The sequence below is a fragment of the Flagellimonas maritima genome, from assembly GCF_003269425.1.
Lineage (GTDB): Bacteria > Bacteroidota > Bacteroidia > Flavobacteriales > Flavobacteriaceae > Flagellimonas > Flagellimonas maritima.
This window is the reverse complement of the sequence record NZ_CP030104.1, coordinates 460,595-480,977: the sequence shown is the minus strand read 5'-3', so window position 1 is coordinate 480,977 and position 20,383 is coordinate 460,595. Positions and strand designations below refer to the sequence as shown.

21 protein-coding genes are annotated in these 20,383 nt (G+C 37.0%); 9 read left to right on the top strand and 12 right to left on the bottom strand.

The genetic code is table 11. The features are described from left to right. Window position 1: 1 nt before the first annotated feature. From HME9304_RS02125 to HME9304_RS02100, 6 genes are all read right to left on the bottom strand, one after another. Window positions 2–523, bottom strand: a complete 522-nt coding sequence (locus HME9304_RS02125) for a GNAT family N-acetyltransferase (RefSeq protein ID WP_112377022.1) — start codon at window positions 521–523, stop codon at window positions 2–4. Further along, complete coding sequence (locus HME9304_RS02120) at window positions 520–852, bottom strand: cupin domain-containing protein (RefSeq protein ID WP_112377021.1); 333 nt, start codon at window positions 850–852, stop codon at window positions 520–522. Before HME9304_RS02120 ends, HME9304_RS02125 begins: the two co-directional genes overlap by 4 nt. Window positions 853–861: 9 nt before the next feature. Then, window positions 862–1,425, bottom strand: a complete 564-nt coding sequence (locus HME9304_RS02115) for a thioredoxin family protein (protein ID WP_112377020.1) — start codon at window positions 1,423–1,425, stop codon at window positions 862–864. 16 nt (window positions 1,426–1,441) lie between these two features. After that, window positions 1,442–3,961, bottom strand: a complete 2,520-nt coding sequence (locus HME9304_RS02110) for a M14 family zinc carboxypeptidase (RefSeq protein WP_112377019.1) — start codon at window positions 3,959–3,961, stop codon at window positions 1,442–1,444. A gap of 89 nt (window positions 3,962–4,050) precedes the next feature. After that, window positions 4,051–4,428, bottom strand: coding sequence for a PUR family DNA/RNA-binding protein (locus HME9304_RS02105; RefSeq protein ID WP_112377018.1), 378 nt, complete (start codon window positions 4,426–4,428; stop codon window positions 4,051–4,053). An 80-nt stretch (window positions 4,429–4,508) separates the two neighbouring features. After that, window positions 4,509–6,260 (bottom strand): ABC transporter ATP-binding protein, encoded by a 1,752-nt coding sequence (locus HME9304_RS02100; protein WP_112377017.1) that lies wholly within the window; start codon window positions 6,258–6,260, stop codon window positions 4,509–4,511. A 183-nt stretch (window positions 6,261–6,443) separates the two neighbouring features. On the opposite strand from HME9304_RS02100, the gene nusB reads away from it, so the two are divergent. The 3 genes from nusB to yajC are packed head-to-tail and all read left to right on the top strand — an operon-like array spanning window position 6,444 to window position 8,214. Next, on the top strand, window positions 6,444–7,391 hold the full coding sequence (gene nusB / locus HME9304_RS02095; RefSeq protein WP_112377016.1) for a transcription antitermination factor NusB: 948 nt from the start codon (window positions 6,444–6,446) through the stop codon (window positions 7,389–7,391). 39 nt (window positions 7,392–7,430) lie between these two features. Then, the gene (locus HME9304_RS02090; RefSeq protein WP_112377015.1) at window positions 7,431–7,913 is read left to right on the top strand and encodes a DUF1573 domain-containing protein; all 483 of its coding nucleotides are present in this window, start codon (window positions 7,431–7,433) and stop codon (window positions 7,911–7,913) included. Window positions 7,914–7,926: 13 nt separating this feature from the next. Next, window positions 7,927–8,214: a preprotein translocase subunit YajC gene (yajC, locus tag HME9304_RS02085; protein WP_112377014.1), complete on the top strand. Its 288-nt coding sequence runs from the start codon at window positions 7,927–7,929 to the stop codon at window positions 8,212–8,214. A 52-nt stretch (window positions 8,215–8,266) separates the two neighbouring features. Here the strand turns inward: yajC and HME9304_RS17230 are convergent, their stop codons facing one another. From HME9304_RS17230 to pepT, 3 genes are read right to left on the bottom strand one after another with little or no spacing between them, the layout of a single operon-like run. After that, complete coding sequence (locus tag HME9304_RS17230; RefSeq protein ID WP_313789988.1) at window positions 8,267–8,650, bottom strand: YdeI/OmpD-associated family protein; 384 nt, start codon at window positions 8,648–8,650, stop codon at window positions 8,267–8,269. Next, a complete protein-coding gene (locus tag HME9304_RS17225) occupies window positions 8,647–8,859 on the bottom strand; it encodes a hypothetical protein (RefSeq protein ID WP_313789987.1) in 213 nt (70 codons plus the stop codon). The genes HME9304_RS17230 and HME9304_RS17225 overlap by 4 nt, the downstream gene beginning before the upstream one ends. A 2-nt stretch (window positions 8,860–8,861) precedes the next feature. Further along, the gene (gene pepT, locus HME9304_RS02075) at window positions 8,862–10,091 is read right to left on the bottom strand and encodes a peptidase T (protein ID WP_112379697.1); all 1,230 of its coding nucleotides are present in this window, start codon (window positions 10,089–10,091) and stop codon (window positions 8,862–8,864) included. Window positions 10,092–10,195: 104 nt separating this feature from the next. Here pepT and HME9304_RS02070 point away from each other — a divergent pair, with 104 nt between their 5' ends. The 4 genes from HME9304_RS02070 to HME9304_RS02055 are packed head-to-tail and all read left to right on the top strand — an operon-like array spanning window position 10,196 to window position 13,259. Next, window positions 10,196–10,615: a hypothetical protein gene (locus tag HME9304_RS02070; protein WP_112377013.1), complete on the top strand. Its 420-nt coding sequence runs from the start codon at window positions 10,196–10,198 to the stop codon at window positions 10,613–10,615. Window positions 10,616–10,669: 54 nt separating this feature from the next. Next, window positions 10,670–11,722, top strand: a complete 1,053-nt coding sequence (locus HME9304_RS02065; protein WP_112377012.1) for a quinone-dependent dihydroorotate dehydrogenase — start codon at window positions 10,670–10,672, stop codon at window positions 11,720–11,722. Then, window positions 11,715–12,374: a LysE family translocator gene (locus HME9304_RS02060; RefSeq protein WP_112377011.1), complete on the top strand. Its 660-nt coding sequence runs from the start codon at window positions 11,715–11,717 to the stop codon at window positions 12,372–12,374. The genes HME9304_RS02065 and HME9304_RS02060 overlap by 8 nt, the downstream gene beginning before the upstream one ends. A 21-nt stretch (window positions 12,375–12,395) precedes the next feature. Next, window positions 12,396–13,259, top strand: a complete 864-nt coding sequence (locus tag HME9304_RS02055; protein ID WP_112377010.1) for a hydroxymethylglutaryl-CoA lyase — start codon at window positions 12,396–12,398, stop codon at window positions 13,257–13,259. 49 nt (window positions 13,260–13,308) lie between these two features. Here the strand turns inward: HME9304_RS02055 and HME9304_RS02050 are convergent, their stop codons facing one another. Next, a complete protein-coding gene (locus HME9304_RS02050; RefSeq protein ID WP_112377009.1) occupies window positions 13,309–15,534 on the bottom strand; it encodes a TonB-dependent receptor family protein in 2,226 nt (741 codons plus the stop codon). Window positions 15,535–15,758: 224 nt separating this feature from the next. Between HME9304_RS02050 and guaB the strand changes: the two genes are divergently transcribed. Both guaB and HME9304_RS02040 read left to right on the top strand, forming a co-directional pair. After that, on the top strand, window positions 15,759–17,231 hold the full coding sequence (gene guaB, locus HME9304_RS02045; protein ID WP_112377008.1) for an IMP dehydrogenase: 1,473 nt from the start codon (window positions 15,759–15,761) through the stop codon (window positions 17,229–17,231). An 88-nt stretch (window positions 17,232–17,319) separates the two neighbouring features. Further along, window positions 17,320–18,456, top strand: coding sequence for a DUF819 family protein (locus HME9304_RS02040; protein ID WP_112377007.1), 1,137 nt, complete (start codon window positions 17,320–17,322; stop codon window positions 18,454–18,456). Between the two features lie 13 nt (window positions 18,457–18,469). On the opposite strand, the gene HME9304_RS02035 is transcribed toward HME9304_RS02040, so the two are convergent. Together HME9304_RS02035 and lysA are read right to left on the bottom strand one after the other, a co-directional pair. Next, window positions 18,470–18,994, bottom strand: a complete 525-nt coding sequence (locus HME9304_RS02035) for a thioredoxin family protein (RefSeq protein ID WP_112377006.1) — start codon at window positions 18,992–18,994, stop codon at window positions 18,470–18,472. A 140-nt stretch (window positions 18,995–19,134) separates the two neighbouring features. After that, window positions 19,135–20,373 carry a diaminopimelate decarboxylase gene (lysA, locus tag HME9304_RS02030; RefSeq protein WP_112377005.1) on the bottom strand — a complete coding sequence of 413 codons (1,239 nt, stop codon included), beginning with the start codon at window positions 20,371–20,373 and terminating at the stop codon, window positions 19,135–19,137. Window positions 20,374–20,383 lie beyond the last annotated feature (10 nt).

The window sequence follows — 20,383 nt, the reverse complement described above, 5'->3', positions numbered from 1 at the left end:
TTTACAATTGCTTGGTCAAAATCCACATTGCTTTTTCAGACATTTTGACGCCCAGCAACTCTAACTCACTTTTTTTCTTAATCTGAAAACCATTTTTAATATAAAAATCTAAAGGTTTTCCTTTCTGCATAGTATCTAGCCAAACTATGAGCTTTCCCATGGTTTTAGCATATTCTTCTATTTTTTGCAATACATTTTGTCCTATGCCCTTCCCCGAGTGTATTTTCAATAGATAGATTTTTTGTATCAGTAGTGCTTCATCCTTTGAAAATTCATCTAAAGGACAATCTCGGATAAGTTTGACGATTCCAACAGATGTTCCACCCAACTTGACCAAAAAATTAACCACATTTTCATCATCTAGTTCGTTTTTTACTATCAGCGAAGTAAAACTCGTTTCAATATACGGAGAGGAATCTCCATGTATCCATAGATGTAGATAATGCTCATTATAAGATGTAGTGCCAACAGAAATATATTCATTAATGGTAGTGGAAGAAACAAGTTCCAAAACAATGTTCATTTATCGTTTTGATTTTGCTCACCCCCTTCAGGACCGTAGAATAAAACCCAAGTAGAAAAGTCTTCCGTAAAGTTTTCAAATCGATGCACCACCCCTGCCGGCACAAACAAAAAGTCTCCAGGTTTAAAAGTGGTACGCTCACCATCGTTTAAAAATTCTCCCGTTCCTGAAATAATTATATATACTTCGTCCCGTGAATGGGGTTGCTGTAAATCCACTTTCTCAGGCTTATAGATTTCTACGCTCAACGTACCATGCTCAAATAGGTTTAAAAACGGACTATTTTGATTTGATAACTTTTTTAGAGCTTCTTTAGAATCCAATTTCATAATATATGATTAAAAAGAATTGGTCCATTTAATATTGCAGCCAATACTTGGTTTTTGATGTTCACTAATGGTTTCCCCATTTAATAGCGACTCTATAGCATTACGTAAATCCTCTCCGGTAATGGGGAGCCCATTTCCAGGCCTTGAATCATCCAATTGCCCCCTGTAGACCAATTTAAGGTCAGCATCAAAAAGATAAAAGTCTGGTGTGCAAGCAGCATCGTAAGCCTTGGCAACTTCTTGTGTTTGGTCGTATAGGTATGGGAAGGTGTATTCCTGATCAATGGCATTTTGTTTCATCAAATGTGGTGCATCTTGGGGATAATTTTCCACATCGTTGCTGGAGATAGCTGCAAAACCTATTCCCTTGGATTGATACTCTTTTCCAAGTCTAGAAATTTCTGGATTTATATGAATCACAAAAGGACAATGGTTGCAAATAAACATTATCAACGTTCCTACATCACCTTTTAGCTCTTGGAGTGATACAGACTTGTTCGTTACGGTATCCATCAAACTAAAAGATGGGGCTTTTGTGCCCAGGGGCAACATGTTACTTGGAGTACGAGGCATTTTATAGAAGTTTTGATTACATTATCTGTCCAAAGAAAATAGCGTTCATCAATAATTTATTGGTTCCATACCAAAAAGCCCTAAAGTTAGTATTGTCCGTGAACAGTATTACTCTTCCCTTGCCCATTCTTTTCGCTTTGAAAGGCACACTATTTTTAATGAGTTCCTTGTTCTCCTCCGAGATATATCCACTTAAAAGGGGGTCGGCAGTATACTGGATAGGATTGTCATAACTGTTTTCTTCTGGTTTTAGATAAATATTCGTGTTTCTGAACAAAGCCAGTTTATCATTCTTGTAACCAAAATTAATTGGGTGCGAACGATCTAGTTTTGCTTCAAAAATAGCTCCACCTGTAACTTGGGCACCCGTAAAGTTTCTCTTTTTATCAAAAGGTATATTTTTGGCCACCAAGGTATCCTCCATCATTTCTACTGATAGTAATTCATGTTTATTGAACCAATTGGCCATATTTCTATAGCCGATTACTGTTCCGCCGTTTTTGACCCACAGCTTAATTTTTTCGACACCTTTTTTGTCCAGAACTGTTTCCCTCCATCCGCTTGGGATAATTATGTCCGTGTATTGGTCAAGATTGACCGTATTAAAATAGCGGGTATCTATTTTTGTGATTTTCATATCATAACGAGTGTCGAACAAGTGCCAGATTTCACCTGCATCGTACGAACGTATGCCATCACCGACCAAAATTGCCACTTTCTGATTTTTTATAGGGTCAAAGTCATTGCTCCCTAGATCAATGCCCTCTGTCAGTCCCGTAGAAACTCCATCGATTTTTATCTTGCTATCTTCCGCTACTTTGTTCAAAAATTCAAAAAGTTCCTTTGGTTTCAATACCTGATTTTGTACAGGAATCATTATTGTACCATAATCATATTGCTTGTCTCCCAAAGAAAAAGGAGATTTCGCAGTCTTTGCACGCAGTCCTTTCCCCAGAATTTTGTTCAATGCCTTTGGAGTATAGTATTCATGCCATTCAAATAAATAAGCATAACTACTTTGCCTGTCTACTTTACCCATAATCGGCTTAAAATCAGTTATTTCGGGACCTGCGTTTGATAGTGAGGTCAAATTCGCATAATCCACATTGAAGGATAATGGGAAAGTCCAAGCCGAAACATCATAAAAAAGACTGTCCTTAAACGTAGTTCTTTTCTCGAACATGGTATTGATCAGTCTTGGATTTTTCTGGTTCATTGGAACTATATAGCTAAATCCCTTTTTGAATTTTTTGCCATCGATGGTAGCATCAGAAGCCAACTCATGAAACTTTATTTTATGCCTGTTCAGAATTTCAGCCAAATGCCATGTCTTGGCCGCATCTTTGCTATCTCCAAAAATTATTCCTTTGATTTTGCTTCCAGAAGCTTCACCGCGCATATCGCTATAAAATTTTTGCTGATAGTCCAAAATTTTAGACCGCATATTTTTTGCTGCTTCTATAGTGGACAGTGCAGTGGTAAATTGATTTCGAATTGTAAATGGAAATGTTAGGATGCCATTCTCACTTTCTTGGATATGACCTCTTGAGCTGCCCTGTTCAAAAAGAATACCGATGCTTCCGTTCACATCTGGAAAAGTGGAACCCTTTCCGTAATAATAGTCGTCATAATTTTCTTCTGAATAGTAAAGGGAACCAATTTTATCCAATGCCTTTGCGTGATAGGTTCCTATTTCCTTAGTCAATTCTTGATTGATCTTGGGGGTAAGGGGATTTACCCTTGAAGGTTCCCCTGGCTGAAAGAAAAAAGTTGAATTCGTTCCCATTTCATGGTGGTCGGTAAGGATATTGGGCAACCATTTATGAAAAGTTTCGATCCTTGCTCGGCTTTCAGGTAATTGTACGGGTAGCCAATCCCTGTTCATATCAAACCAATAATGGTTTGTACGTCCACCAGGCCAGACCTCATGGTATTCCCGTTCATTATTATCGGCGTTTAGGTTTTTGCTTCGGTTTACGTTGGCCCAATAGGCAAAACGCTGTAATCCATCCGGATTAAAACTCGGGTCCAAAAGAATCACCATATTCTCAAGCATAGCATCAATTTCAGGACCTTGGGCGGCAGCGAGATAGTAGGCATAGGCTAAAGCGGCATTGGAGCCACTGGGTTCATTTCCATGAATTGAAAACCCCTGATAGACGACTATGGGCATTTTTGATGTATCCAAACCATCATTTCTTTCTGATAGCGCAATATGGTCTTGCCTAATGTTTTCAATATTCTGATGGTTTTTAGGAGTGGTAATCGTCAGTAAAAGTATAGGCCGACCTTCGAAGGTTTCCCCTCGGTTTTCTATGATTACCCTATTGCTCGCTGCGGCAAGTTGCTGCATGTAAAACATAAGTTTGTCGTGCGTAACATGCCATTCCCCAACTTCATGACCAATTACATCCGCTGGTTTTGGAATGTTGGTATCATATGTAACATTACTCGGTAAATAATAGTCTAGGGTAACATCTTGTGCAGTTAGGAAGAAACCTAGCATAACAAAAAACAAAAAGTTGAATAATTTCATGTAAGGGTGTTTGAATTAGTCCGATGTTAAAAATAAAAAACGACCTGCTGATACAGGTCGTTTTTATAAATTTTTTATGCTATCAATTGTTAAATATCATCAAAGTCAACATCGGTAAAATTTTCTGTCGTAGTTCCGTTCTCATCAGTTTTACTAATATCTTCCTCTTTTTTAAAGTCTTTTTGATGGCGTTCAGAGATTACTTCTTGTCCTTTTTCGTCAATAATGTAGTCCATCATTTCCTCCATTATTTCTTTAAAAGCTGTAAAATCTTCCTTGTAAAGATAAATTTTATGTTTTTTATAGTGGAAAGAGCCATCGTCGTGCGTAAACTTTTTACTTTCGGTAATAGTTAAATAATAATCACCTGCCTTGGTACTCCTTACATCAAAAAAGTAGGTTCTTCTCCCTGCCCTTAAGACTTTGGAGTGAATTTCTTCTTGGTCCATGATATCTTTGTCACCCATATGGTCTTGTGTCTATTTAGTGATACGTTGATTAATTCTACCAAAAATGTAAAAAAAAAGCTAATTCAGCAACTTTTTTACTATTCTTTCTCAGAGAGTTGATCTATGTAAAGTTCTTTATAGTAGCCGTCCACGTTATTTAACTCCTCATGGGTTCCCTCTTGTATTATGGAACCATTTTCAAGAACTATTATCTTATCCGCATTTTTTGCAGAAGATACTCTATGGCTCACGATCAACGTGGTCCTGTTCTGGGATAGTTGTTTTAGATTGTTCAATATTTCTTCTTCTGTTTCAGTATCGACAGCGGAAAGACAATCATCAAAAAGATAAATTTTAGGATTTTTCAAAAGAGCCCTTGCAATAGAGACCCTTTGTTTTTGTCCACCACTCAATGTGATACCCCTTTCTCCAAGAACAGTATCATATTTTTTTGCAAAACCTTCTATGTTCTCATGGACCACAGCTTTTTTAGCAGCCGAAACAATTTCTTCAATAGATGCATTCTCATCACCAAAGCGTATGTTGTTTGCTATGGTATCGGAAAAAAGGAAAGCGTCTTGCGGAACTGCGCCAATGGCACTTCTTAAACTATTCAGGTTCAATTCTTTGATAGGAACACCATCAATCAAGATTTCTCCTGATGAAACATCGTACAATCTCGCTACAAGATCAAGAACAGTCGATTTTCCAGAACCTGTTTTCCCTAGAAAAACCACTGTTTCGCCTGCTTTAATGTTGAATGATGTATTTTTTAATGCGGTAATTTCTGTATCTTCATAGGTGAACGTTACGTCCTTGAATGTAATGTTTCCGGTTACTGGGGTAGCCTCTTCAATTTCATTTTTAATAGTCGGTTGGACATTTAAAAATTCATTTATTCTTTTTTGTGAAGCTTCAGCCCTTTGGATTATCGAGGTAAGCCATCCAACTATAGCAACGGGCCATGTAAGCATATTCACATACAAAATGAATTCTGCAATAATGCCGATTGTAGCTATTTCGCCATTTATGTACTGCTTTCCGCCAACATAGATTACGAATATGTTGCTTATCCCTATAAGGAGAATCATTAAGGGAAAAAACCAGGCATTAACTTTGGCCAAATCCATGCTTGTATTTTTCCCTTCCAATGCCAAATCACTGAGTTCGGTATTTATTTTTGGCTCAAGGCTATAGGCCTTTATAACCGCAACACCAGAAAAAGATTCTTGCGTAAACGTTGAAAGGGTAGACAGGTATTCCTGAACTTTAGTACTTCGTTTATGTATTATTTTACTGATTTGATATATTAAAACTGATAAAATAGGTAAAGGAAGCAATGTATAAGCTGCCAAAGTAGGAGCTTTAATGAACATCAATGGAATCAGGCATACAAAAAGTGTGATTGTTTGGATTCCATACATGATTGCAGGTCCACCGTACATACGAACCTGATTGATATCCTCACTGATACGATTCATCAAATCACCTATACGGTTCTTTTTATAAAAGTTTAGATTCAAAAATTGATAATGATCAAAAACCTCATTTTTTAAATCATATTCAATGTAGCGTGAAACATTGATAATCGTCTGCCGCATTAAAAAAGTAAAGAGACCCGATAATAGGGCAGCTCCAATGATAATTAAAATATATTCGAACAAAAGTCCTTTGGCCTCGGATACAGAAATGGTATTGGATATGAAATCCTCAATCGCTTGGATGGATTTATTCACATAAGAAGGCATGATTAGGGAAAAAACACGTGCCACAATGGTGATAAAAATGCCCAAGAGCAATTTTAACCAGTATTTTTTAAAATATTTATTTAAATGCTTTAGTTCCTTCATTGGAGGGGAAAGGCTGTATTTTATTGGAAGTCTTTCTTGACGTACAATTTGGCAAATATATAAGATTGCCCACAAAGTAAATGTTATAAAACTAATAAGAAAACAACTTTGGTAGGTAGGATTAAAATATAAGATTACTTTTGCGCAGTAAAAGCCAATAACGACTTTAAAAGTTCTTTAAAAATGCTTACCAGAAGGCATATCAGAGTAAAAGTGATGCAATGTATCTATGCATTGATCCAGTCCAAGGACGATTCCTTGGAAAAACAAGAAAAATTCCTAAAAGTTAGTATAGCTAATATGTATGTGCTTTACTTACTGGTTTTGAGTCTTTTGGCTGAAATACAACGTTTGGCGGAAAAACATGTGGGGCATGCTTCAAAAAAATATCTTGCCACAGAAGCGGACAGTTATCCAAATCAAAGAAGGTTTGTAGAGAACAAGCTGTTGCTTCAAATTTCGAATAACAAATCTTTGGCAAAAGAACTTTCCCGTAGGAAACTCAACAATTGGTATTTGAACGAAGAGTATGTAAAAATTATCCATAAGGAAATCATCACAAGCGATATCTATAAGAGCTATATGATGAACGAAAAGAGCAGTTACGAGAATGACAAGAATGTGGTGATTCAACTTTACAAAGAAATTATTGCTCCAAATGAAAAAATCTATGAGTATTTTGAAGATGATAAACTTACCTGGGTCGACGATATCCCCATTGTAAACACCTATTTGGTAAAAAGATTGAGAAAGGCGAATGCATCTTCAAACGAATCTTTCTTTTTGCCCGATCTCCTAAAAGATCAACAAGATATGGATTATGCGATTCAACTACTGACAAAAACCTTGTTGAACGATGCCAAATGGGAAGAAGAAATAGAAGGTAAGACCCCCAACTGGGATAATGACCGTATCGCAGAGATAGATTCCATAATACTAAAAATGGCCATATGTGAGCTACTCAATTTTTCTTCAATACCGGAAAAGGTAACACTGAACGAATATTTGGAGATTGCAAAAGAGTATTCCACCCCAAAGAGCAGCATCTTTATTAATGGGGTTTTGGACAAATTGGCAAAGGAATACAAGAGCAATGGGAAAATGCAAAAAATGGGAAGAGGTTTACAATAAACAATATTTGATTAATTTTGAAAAAAATAAATTTTTAACATGAAAAAAATATCTAGATTTTTAGGTCTTGTTTTGGTTGTTTCGCTCATAAGTGTTTCGTGCAAGGACAATGCTACAAACAAAATAGTTGCGGACAACGTTGAAAGTGCTACAAGTAGGGATGAAGCCCAAAAACAACTTCCTGTAATGGAGTTCGAAAAATCAGAGCATGATTTTGGTACAATAGCCCAGGGAACTCCACAGGAGACAATATTTAAGTTTACCAATACAGGGAATGCACCTTTGATCATTACCGATGCTAAAAGTAGCTGTGGTTGTACAATTCCTGAATACCCAAAAAACACACCGATCGCACCTGGGGAATCAGGCGAGTTGTTGGTGAAATTCAACGGTTCCGGTCAAAATCAAGTAACAAAAACAGTAACGGTAACCGCCAATACTGAAAAAGGGGCCGAGCTTTTAAGAATAAAAGCTTTTGTTAACCCAAAGGATGCTGCACAGGCAGTTGGACCTGTTAAATAGAGATAGCACCTGAATGGAAAATATTGGACAGTTTTTACCGCTGATATTGATTTTTGTTGTGGCATATTTTTTTATGATTCGTCCACAGATCAAACGTCAGAAGGATGAGAAAAAATTTACTTCGGAGTTAAAAAAAGGTGATCGTATAATTACCAAAAGTGGACTTCATGGCAAAATTGTTGAATTAAACGATAAAGATTTTTCGTGCGTTATTGAAACTATGGCAGGGCGCTTAAAATTTGATCGTTCCGCAATTTCATTGGAAATGAGCAGAAAGTTAAAAGCTCCGGAAAAAAAATAATCTAAAGACAAGCCACTGAATAAAAGAGCACCTATATTTAGGTGCTCTTTTGCTATCTATAGACATCGTTTAGCCCAACACCTTTCTCAATCATTGGTAGAATTTTTTCTAACCTCCTGATTTTTGTCTTTTCTTGTTTTGCTTCTAAAATATAATTACAGAATTTCTTTTGTTTAGAAATGGATAATGTTTTAAAAGATGCTCTTAAGTTATTTTTTTGTGCTAATCTGTCATTCAATAACTTAGGAATTCCAACTTTTTTTTGTGATTTTTCAATGGTTATTACCTTTCCTTGCTTCTGATTTTCAATTGCTTCAATCATATACTCCAGTACATGTTTTGAGTCAATTTCTTTTATTGAATTAAAATTCCAGTGACGCATTCCCTTAGTTTTTCCTTCTTGGACATTTCTTAAAACCTTTCTTTCATCTTTCAAAAATGATCCGTTAAAAAACCATACTCCAAAATGATTTTAAATCTGCATATACCAAAAACATTTTTGCCATTTACGGTGTAGACAGGAATGTTCCACTTAAAATCTTCCGCAACATTTGTTTGCCTCGCCAAATTTCTCAATTCAACAATTCCTTTTTTAAACTGGTGTTCCTTGTTGTAATATGCGTCAAGCTTTTCAATTTTTTCCATTATTATTTTATTTGAATAGCAGTAAGCTCGCAAATCTTTACAATGACCTGCGTTGCTTTTTCCATACTCTCCAGAGGAACATACTCATACTTTCCATGAAAGTTATGCCCACCTGCAAAAATATTTGGACAAGGTAATCCCATGAAACTTAATTGAGAGCCGTCGGTACCTCCTCTTATGGGCTTGATAATGGGCTCAATTCCCAAGGATTCCATAGCCTCTTTAGCAATTTCAACGATATGAAACACAGGCTCCACCTTTTCACGCATATTTTTATACTGGTCTTCTATCTTGAGCAAAATAGTGTCTCCGTACTTTTTTATCAGCTTATCGGTAATGTCTTTAAGCAGTTCTTTTCTCGCTTGAAAGTGTTCTTTATCATGATCACGAATGATCAATTCGATTTCTGCATTTTCAATCCCGCCTTTTATCTTATGAACATGGAAAAAGCCTTCTCTATCTGAAGTATGTTCCGGGACCTCCCTTATTGGAAGTAAACTCAAGAATTCATTTGCAATTCCTATTGCGTTGACCATTTTATTTTTGGCATAACCAGGATGTACGCTTTTGCCTTCAATACTTATTTTGGCGCTCGCAGCATTGAAGTTTTCAAATTCCAGTTCCCCCACTTGACTTCCGTCCATGGTGTACGCCCATTCTGCACCAAACTTTTCAACGTCAAATTTATGGGCGCCCCTTCCAATTTCCTCATCTGGTGTAAATGCAATTCTAATTTTACCATGTTTAATTTCAGGGTGCTGTATCAAATATTCCATCGCCGTGATTATCTCAGCGATTCCAGCTTTATCATCTGCACCCAATAGCGTAGTCCCATCCGTGGTAATCAAAGTTTGGCCTTTATACTCACCCAGCTCTTCAAAATAGCTGGGTGATAATATAATATTCTTTGCATTATTAAGCATAATATCCTCACCATCATAGTCCTTTATAATTTTTGGCCTCACGTTTTTTCCGATAAAATCCGGTGTAGTGTCAATATGGGATATAAAACCGATTACGGGGACTTTTTTATCGATATTACTTGGGAGCGTTGCCATGATATAGGCGTTTTCATCTATTGAAACATCCTGCATCCCAATTTGATGGAGTTCCAAAACCAATTTTTTTGCCAAATTCCATTGTTTTTCGGTACTGGGGGTACTTTTGGAATAAGGGTCACTTTGCGTGTCAATGGATACATATTCAAGAAATCGGGGTAATAATTTTTCCATAAAAATGCGTTTCATCAAAAATAATGTTTATTCAATCGTAATTATAGGAAAAACGAAATATGAAAAACCTACCTTCCCTTCTTTGAAAACCAAACCAAACCAAATTGAAAAGACCCATTATTTGTATTTTTTTATTTTCCATTATTTTATGTTCCGCACAACAAGATTGTTCTTTAGGTATAGGGGGAGAGAATGACGATACGATAACAGAAGTTTTTCAACTTAATGCCGAGCAAGTTGAAAAAATGAGAAACTGGGGAGCTGAATTGAAAGTGAGGAATGACATTTTAAAAAGTAAAGCTGCATATCTTTTAAAAAAGAATGAAGAAAGTGCACCTGAAGACTTGATTTCAATGTCCTACGAATACAAAAAATTGTTGGACAGCATGAAACAAAATTCACGAATGTTGGATAAGCGCATGCTGTCCATTTTTAACAACAAACAATATAGCCTTTATACTGAACTTTGCGACCAACTTGCATTGACACCGATTTTTGTGAACAGGTCAGTTAACGAAAAATAATAGATTAGTTAAATTCTGTAATCAGAGTTTATATTTTTGCTCAAAATTATTACGATGTACAAGATTTTCATCCGTCCCATACTTTTCTTATTTGATGCTGAAAGCGTACATCACTTTTCTTTTAGAGGTATAAAAGTGCTTTCAAACCTTGGTCTTGATCGGTTGTTCAGAAAAGCGTTTGTCTTGGAAGATATAAATCTGCAAAAAGAAGTTTTTGGACTTCGTTTTAAAAATCCAGTAGGGCTTGCTGCAGGATTCGATAAAGATGCAAAACTCTACAATGAACTTTCTGATTTTGGCTTTGGCTTTATAGAAATAGGAACATTAACACCTAAACCACAAGATGGAAATCCCAAGAAAAGATTGTTCAGACTATTGGATGACGAAGGTATCATAAATCGCATGGGATTTAACAATAAAGGGGTTTTTGAAGCGGTTGAGCAGCTAAAAAAGAAACATAATGTAATAATTGGCGGTAATATTGGAAAAAATAAATTTACTCCCAATGATGAAGCCATAAGAGATTATCTTATCTGTTTTGATGCGCTTTTTGAGCATGTAGACTATTTTGTGGTCAATGTAAGTTCTCCCAATACACCTGGATTACGGGAACTACAGGATAGAAAGCCGTTGACGGATTTATTAAAAAAACTAAAACATCAGAACAGCAAGCTTTCTAAAAAGCTACAAAAAAAACAAAAACCTATACTATTAAAAATTGCACCTGATCTGACCGATGACCAATTATTGGACATTGTAAGAATAATGGAAGATACTTCTATTGATGGAGTAATTGCCACGAACACCACGATATCCAGAAAAGGCTTGAAATCACATTTGACAATTGCTGAGGAAAAAGGAGGATTGAGTGGAAAACCGCTTAAAAGTAGAAGTACAGAAGTAATTCGGTTTTTGGCAGAAAAAAGCAATAAAGCTTTTCCCATCATCGGGGTCGGGGGTATTCATTCTGCAGAAGACGCTCTTGAAAAACTGGATGCCGGTGCAGATTTGATTCAATTGTATACAGGATTTGTTTATGAAGGCCCCGCACTTATCAAAAAAATCAATCAAGCCATTTTGGCAAGAACAAATAGGGTAAATGCCTAGCTTTTGTGTCATTAGTGCTGGTGGTATCGATTATTCCATTCTCATAGGTTTTCTATTTTCCTCTTTGGCACTCGCCATTTCGCCGGGACCGGATAATATATTTGTATTGGCACAAAGCGTGTCAAATGGTGTAAAATCCGGTTTGGCTACAGTAGCTGGGCTAGTAAGCGGATGCTTGGTACACACTACATTGTTGGCATTTGGTATTTCTGAAGTGATAAAAAGAAGTGACACCTTATTTTTAGGCATTAAGTTATTTGGAGGTATATATCTTTTGTATTTGGCATTGATGGTCTATAGAAGTGATTCGACTATCTTATTGCACCAAAAAGGAACATCAAACACGAATTTGTTCAAATTGTTCAAGAAAGGTTTTGCTATGAACGTCCTTAACCCGAAGGTGACTATTTTCTTTTTAGCTTTTTTTCCCGGGTTTCTATTTAGTGAGGATATACATACGGTCATTCAATTTTATGTATTGGGGTTTATCTTTATGTTTTCAGCATTTGTTGTATTTGGAACAATAGCTGTTCTGGGAGGAACCATATCAACCTATCTTTTAAAAAGTCCGAAAGTTGGCATTTACTTGAAATGGTTGCAGATTATTGTTTTTGTGGGAATTGCCATTTACTTATTCCTATCGGATAAATAATGGTAATTTTACATTCAGGCTATGTCAAAAATCAAAATCATAGAATGTCCGCGTGATGCTATGCAAGGCATTAAGACTTTCATCCCAACAGATGAAAAAGTAAAGTATATTCAATCGCTTTTAAGATGTGGTTTTGACACTTTGGATTTTGGAAGTTTTGTTTCACCAAAAGCAATACCGCAAATGACGGATACTGCAGAAGTTCTTGGTAAATTGGACCTTTCAAAAACCAAAAGCAAACTCTTGGCCATAGTAGCCAATGTTCGAGGAGCCAAAGATGCCTGCGAACATCCGGAAATAGATTATTTGGGATATCCTTTTTCCATTTCGGAGAATTTTCAAATGCGAAATACACATAAAACCATTGCGCAATCTGTGGAAACTTTAAAAGGTATTCTAGATTTGGCAAATACATATAATAAAGAAGTGGTTACTTATATTTCAATGGGTTTTGGCAATCCTTATGGAGATCCTTGGAATGTGGAAATAGTAGGGGAGTGGACAGAGAAATTAGCTAGTATGGGCGTTAAGATTTTATCACTTTCCGATACTATAGGCAGTTCTACGCCAGAAGTAATAAATTATCTTTTTTCCAATTTGATTCCGAACTATCCGGATATTGAATTTGGGGCACACCTACACACAACACCCGCTAAATGGTATGAAAAGGTGGATGCTGCATACAAAGCAGGTTGTAGACGTTTTGATGGGGCCATACAGGGATTTGGGGGCTGCCCTATGGCAAAGGATGAGTTGACTGGGAATATGCCGACCGAGAAAATACTGTCTTATTTTACAACGGTAAAGATGGATTCAGGAGTAAATTGGATGGTTTTTGAAGCAGCATACAACAAAGCCACAGCATTATTTTCAAGCTATCATTAGAAAGGCATTTGTTTTTCAGATGCCCACTTAAAATTAATCGGAACAATACTCAATATCTCAGCTCCAATCCAGCATAAATCCCAAAGGGATGTCCAGGACGTAAACCCGCAGGTACCCTTGAAACTGCATAGGTTTCATCGAAAAGATTGATAATATTTGCAGTAATGCCAATATGCTCATTAAACCTATATTTGCCTGCCAAATCAAAAATAAAATTGGATTCGACACGTTCATTGCCAGGAATGGTACCACTACCTGCTTCGGTCCTAAACTCACCATTGAACCTTCCACTCAAATTGACTTCATATTTTTGATGTTCCAACGATAGAATTCCATTGAACTGGTGCTTTGAAATATATGGTAATTCATCACCTGCATTTACTTCTCCCCATAGGTCATCCTCGCTCCCAAAACTATTTAAGAACTCAGTGTCAGTGAGGGTATAGGAAAACGTAAAGGGCAAAATGATTTTTTTTCCATCGGGTAGAAAATTATAGTTCAAAAGAAATTCAATACCCTGTACCTTCACTTCTCCAGCGTTAAACTGGTCAAGGGAACCCGTACCTCCTGTCGCAGCCAAATCACTGCCTAGTAGATTGCTATAATCGTTATGAAAACCTACAAGTTCGCCGGTAAATCCTGCATAAGAAAAGCGAGTTCCGAGTTCGTAGTTTATGCTCTCTTCGGGTTGTTCCCCTTCCTGATTACTGGGGGGTGAAAAACCCTTGTGAACCCCGCCAAATAAGGATATGTTATTAAAGTTGTAATTAAAGCCCATCCCAGGAATCAAAACATCTACTTGATTTTCCCTTTCTGAAATATCAACTCCTGTTCTGTCCACATCACTATTGCCGTAATTCAATCTGCTCAAGGAGATATTTTCGTATCGTATACCAGGGGTCAAAGTAAGATTGTTAAATTTAACTTTGTAAAGTGCATAGCTCGAAAATGCTCTTGCATTACTTATTCTATTTGCATTGGTTCCGGGAATTCCAGCATTTATCAATTGCAACGTACCGTTGGTCATGGCATAATCATCAATCCACTGAAAACGGTCTTCCTCATCAAAGTGATAACGAAATCCAATTTCAAGATCATGAAATGTATTTTTTCCATTCCAATGATAGTCCAATTTTGTCTGAATTCCTGTAGAAAGGTATTCCCTGTTATTGGCCCTTGCGTTCAGGGTATCGCCTTCGCTACTATCAGCATCTCCTGTAACCAAATCGATATAAGGAGAAAAAGCGAATGGATTATCAAAAATATTTCCAATTCCTTGACGCTCGCCATCAATAGTGACAAAATCGACTTTATACCAATTACGGCTAAAATTATTGTAGTATCCTGTTGTCGTAATTCTAAAATAATCATTGAACTTAAGGGTATGTGTTCCCATAAACTGTAGATGATCGTTAGTCATCTCGTCCCTTTGTGAACCTGCGTAACGTTTAAAGGGAGTTGCCTCAAAATCCTGTTGTGTAAGACCTAAATAGGTCTCGTTCGAAATTTCCTCGGAGTATTGAAACTTAATTTCAAATTCCTGTCCTAGCTTCGCCTCTGGGTTGGTATTGATTCGAACCTTGGCTACCAAGTCATTTTTATCAAAACCAGTATTCCCATTATCTGTCAAATCTTTGAAGCCATCTGAATTGTAATTGAGATACTCAATTGAATACCCAAAGTTTTCTTTACTATCTCCAAGTTGTGCATGCAATCTTCCACTTTGAAAGCTCCCATAACTACTGCTTATAAAAGCTTCAAACTTTACCGGGACCTCAGTGGAAATCATATTTATGGCACCACCTGTTGTATAAGGGCCATATTGTACTTGACTGCTACCTTTAAGGATTTCCACCGCCTGCATGCGGGCTATTGTGGGGAAATAGTAAGCGGCCGGGGCACTGTAAGGAGCTGGCGCAATTAGCACACCATCTTCCATTATAGTAATTTTTGAGCTACGCTCGGGGGATGTACCTCTAAGGCTTATGTTCGGTCTAAGACCAAAACCATCTTCCTCATAAACATTTACACCTGGAACACTTCTAAGCGTGCGATTTACATCTGTGTAGTTAAATTTTTTTATTTCCTGTTCAGATAAGTAGTATGCGGAACCTGTACGATTTTTTGCTTCGAACTTGCTCCCCAGAATCACTTTTGCTGATAAGACCACCTCTTTCAATTTTATTAAGGCAGAGTCATTTACAACGGGATATTGTTGTGCATTTGCTAAAGTAATTGAAAGGATAACTATAAAAAATATCGGCAATCTACTCATTTTATTTAAACTGATTTTGAACCAAAAATTTGACGGTGCAAAAGTAAAATTTGATACTAGATAGACAAACTTTTATTTAGAATAAATAAAAACAGTTTTAGTTTTTTTTTTAAATGAGGATAGCATCGTTAGTCGACAAGGCCTACTTTCTCTAACCAATATCACGGATACCCTCACCATATCCAAAAAAGCGTATATTTGCACGCAATTAATCCGTAATTGCAATGGAAGCCCACCTTAACAAAATTCTTGGCGAAGGTCTAACGTACGATGATGTACTACTTGTACCAGGATATTCAGAAGTACTTCCCAGAGAAGTAAACATCAAAACAAAATTTACCAGAAATATTACTATAAATGTACCTATTGTTTCTGCTGCAATGGATACGGTCACAGAATCTCAAATGGCCATAGCAATGGCGCAAGAAGGGGGTATCGGCGTTCTGCATAAAAATATGACCGTAGAACAGCAAGCCATCAAGGTAAGAAAAGTCAAAAGAGCCGAGAGTGGAATGATTATGGATCCTGTTACACTTCCCTTGGATTCTGTTGTTAGGGATGCCAAAGCTAACATGAAGGAGCATAGCATAGGTGGAATTCCTATTGTTGATAAGGAAAAAAAGCTGATAGGAATCGTAACAAATCGTGATTTAAGATTTGAAAAAAATGATGACAGGCCAATTGCCGAAGTGATGACTTCAGATAATCTTGTTACTGTTGGTGAAGGAACCTCTCTTTCCGATGCCGAAGGGATTTTACAAAAAAATAAGATTGAAAAACTCCCTGTAGTAAATGATGACTATATACTGGTAGGCTTGATTACTTTTAGGGACATCACTAAACTGACTCAAAAACCTATGGCAAACAAAGACCAATATGGTCGTTTACGAGTAGCCGCTGCAATAGGGGTTACTCCAGATGCAGTGGATAGGGCAGGAGCGTTGGTCAACGCTGGAGTGGATGCCATTGTTATAGATACTGCGCATGGTCATACCAAAGGTGTTGTAAATGTTTTGAAAGAGGTCAAAAAGGCTTTTCCGGAATTGGAGGTAATCGTAGGGAATATTGCAACTGCTGAGGCAGCAAAATATTTGGTAGAGGCTGGTGCTGATGCCATTAAAGTGGGCATTGGCCCCGGTTCTATTTGTACCACACGTGTAGTCGCTGGGGTAGGGTTTCCACAATTTTCCGCAGTTTTAGAGGTTGCAGCAGCCATTAAGGGTTCGGGTGTTCCTGTCATTGCAGATGGGGGCGTACGTTATACAGGGGATATTCCGAAAGCTATTGCTGCTGGGGCCGATACAGTAATGTTGGGGTCATTATTGGCAGGTACTAAAGAATCCCCTGGTGAAACCATCATTTATGAAGGCCGAAAGTTTAAGTCTTATCGTGGAATGGGCTCCGTAGAGGCCATGAAAGAAGGGAGCAAGGACCGTTATTTTCAAGATGTGGAGGATGACATCAAAAAACTTGTCCCCGAAGGTATTGTTGGCCGAGTACCTTACAAAGGTGATTTGTATGAAAGCATGCACCAATTTATTGGTGGGCTAAGGGCAGGTATGGGTTATTGTGGTGCCAAGGATATTGATACATTGAAAGAATCTGGACGTTTTGTGAAGATTACCTTTAGCGGTATTAATGAGAGTCATCCACATGATGTAACAATTACCAAAGAGAGTCCTAATTATAGTAGGTAAGCCAATATATAACTGTAGGATAATCAACGGTAGTATTTTAGTGAGCTAAATCATTTCGCTATGTTTGCTCTCTTTATTTTGTCTTAACATGAGTTTTACGGAAAATCCTGTCTATGTATTGACAATTCTATGCCTTACGGTGCTTTTATCACTGTATGCGGCCAAGACGAAGTTGGGGAGGCCTATGGGCGCTGCATTATTGGTCATTGTTTTTACCGCTATTATTGCTAATCTAAAGCTAATTCCTTCTGCTTCGAATTCTATCCCATTGTATAACGGAATATTTGGCTATTTGGCCCCGATTTCCATATTTTTTCTACTGTTGGGTGCTAATTTAAGGTCCATAAAAAAAGCGGGTACTCCAATGATCATACTGTTTTTGATTGGTTCATTAGCAACAGTATTGGGTATTCTTGCATCGTGGTATATACTTTCCCCACAACATATCTTAGGAGCCGATGGCAAGATATTGGCAGGTATGTTTACCGGAACTTATACTGGCGGCAGTATAAATTTCAATGCAGTCGCGCTGGCATATAATTTTCAAGAACAGGGTATACTCTATGCAGGAGCAATTGCAGTGGATAATGTTATAACTGCCATATGGATTATATTGACAATTGCTTTCCCTACAGCATTGAGACACTTTTTTAAGGATAAAAAGATTGGCTTGACTTCAATTGAAAAAGATAAAGCTGATAATGATACCATAGATTTACAATCGCTATCGTGGTTGATTATAATGGGGCTCTTGGCATTTTTTGTTTCGGAAGTTATTACCATCCATTTATTTCCAAAAATACCTTCTATTATAACACTTTCCACAATAGGTATTTTATTGGCACAGCTACCTTTTGTAGCCAAATTGAGAGGAGGGCATACCCTGGGGTTATATTTGGTGTACCTATTTCTGGCGGTTATTGGTGCTTATTGTGAAATTGATGCAGTAATAGCTCTTAAGGAAGTTGGGCTTACCTTATTTTTGTTTACTTCGATAGCTGTAATTATTCACGGATTTATCATCATCCTATTAGGAGCTATAACTTTTAAAGATTGGGATATGATTTCAATTGCAAGTCAGGCTAATATTGGTGGAGGTACTTCTGCAATTGCGCTGGCAGAAACCTTTAATAGAAAGGAATTAATATTACCTGCAATATTGGTCGGGACTTTAGGAAATGCTCTAGGCACCTATTTAGGATTTATGGTAGTATCTATTTTATAAATATGCCATACCTCTACTTTCCAGCATATGTCTGCCAATCTTGGTCTTTATAAATATTGTCACCAAAGTAACGAGCTATTTGCATAAAGGGTTTTACTTTCTGATAGCCAGGGACTGGAGAAAGCATTTTTAAGTTTTCGTCAAGAAAAACAACCGTAGGATAACTCATTTTTCCTTGTAGTAATGCAGCGGCGAATTCATGATATCCTCTTCTGCCCGAAGGAATATATTTAAAGCTTTTTCCTTCATATTCAATAGGGTCTTTACCTTCTGCATCCAATTTTACCATATAAAAATTATCTTGCATGTAGGCAGCTACCTCTGGATTTTGAAAAGTATCCTTATCCATTTTTTTGCACCATCCACACCAGTCGGTATAGACGTCCACAAAGATTTTTTTTGTATTGCCCTCATTTTTTGTGAGTGCTACGGCTTCATCCCAAGATAGCCATTGCACATTTTGCGCATTGGATTGAAACCCTATTAAAAGAAAAAAAAGCAAACCAATTTTGGCAGTGTAGGTAAAAATTGTACGCATAATTCCTTAATTATTATGAGACTTAGTCTAAAGACTATTATAAAACTAACGAAAATTGTGCCAAAATAGTATGACCCAAAGACGCATCTATTTTGGATAAAAATTAATTTAAATAGGAAAAATACGGATTTAATAGCTAACTAATCTGCCATAACCTTTCTGGATGGTTCAAAAAGATCTTTCACGTCGACTTGGTTTCGTAGAATATCATCGAAAGTCTCTTGATGTCTTATTAAATGTGCTTTTCCATTAAACCATAGGACTTCCGCAGGTCTAAATCTAGAGTTATAATTGCTCGCCATTGTAAAACAGTAAGCACCTGCATTATTAAAGCACAGCACATCACCTTCAGAAATCTCATTTATTCTACGATTACTGCCGAACGTATCAGTTTCGCATATATAGCCCACTACAGAATAATATCTCTCTCTTCCATCAGGGTTGGATATATTTACAATCTCATGAGAAGAGCCATAGAGCATTGGTCTGATCAAATGATTAAATCCAGAGTCTATACTTGCAAAAACCGTTGAGGTAGTTTGTTTTACCACATTTACTTTTGCCAAAAAGTATCCCGCTTCACTTACTAAAAATTTACCCGGTTCAAATGCCAACGTTAAATCTTTACCGTATTCCTTACAGAATTTATTGAACTTGGCAGTCAATTTTTTTCCTAGTTCTTCAACATTGGTCTCAATATCCCCTGTTTTGTAGGGTACTTTAAATCCACTTCCAAAATCGATGAAATCCAAATGCTTGAAATTCTTCGCAGTTTCAAATAGAATTTCAGAAGCATAAAGGAAAACATCTATATCCAAAATATCACTTCCTGTATGCATGTGAATACCATTGATATTCATTTGGGTAAGATCTACAATGCGCAATAAATGTGGAATTTGATGAATGCTTATACCAAATTTTGAATCGATGTGACCTACAGATATGTTCGAATTGCCACCAGCCATGACATGTGGATTTATGCGAATACAAACAGGTACATCTGGATGTTTGCTACCAAATTGTTCAAGAATCGATAAGTTATCTATGTTTATTTGAACACCGAGCGCAGAAGCTTCTTCAATTTCTTCCAAGGAAACCCCATTGGGTGTGTAAATTATGGATTCAGGTTTAAACCCCGCCATTAGCCCGAGCTTTACTTCTTGAATGGAAACAGTGTCCAAGCCACTGCCCAAACTGTTCATAAGGCGAAGAATGGAAATATTGGATAAAGCTTTAGCCGCATAGTTCAATCTAAGATTGCCAACACCCTCAAATGCTTTGGTTAGACGTTCATACTGTGAAGATATTTTCTCAGCGTCGTACACATAAACAGGTGCTCCAAATTCCTTTGTAATGTTTAATAAATCTTGAGGGCTCATAATCTTCTAT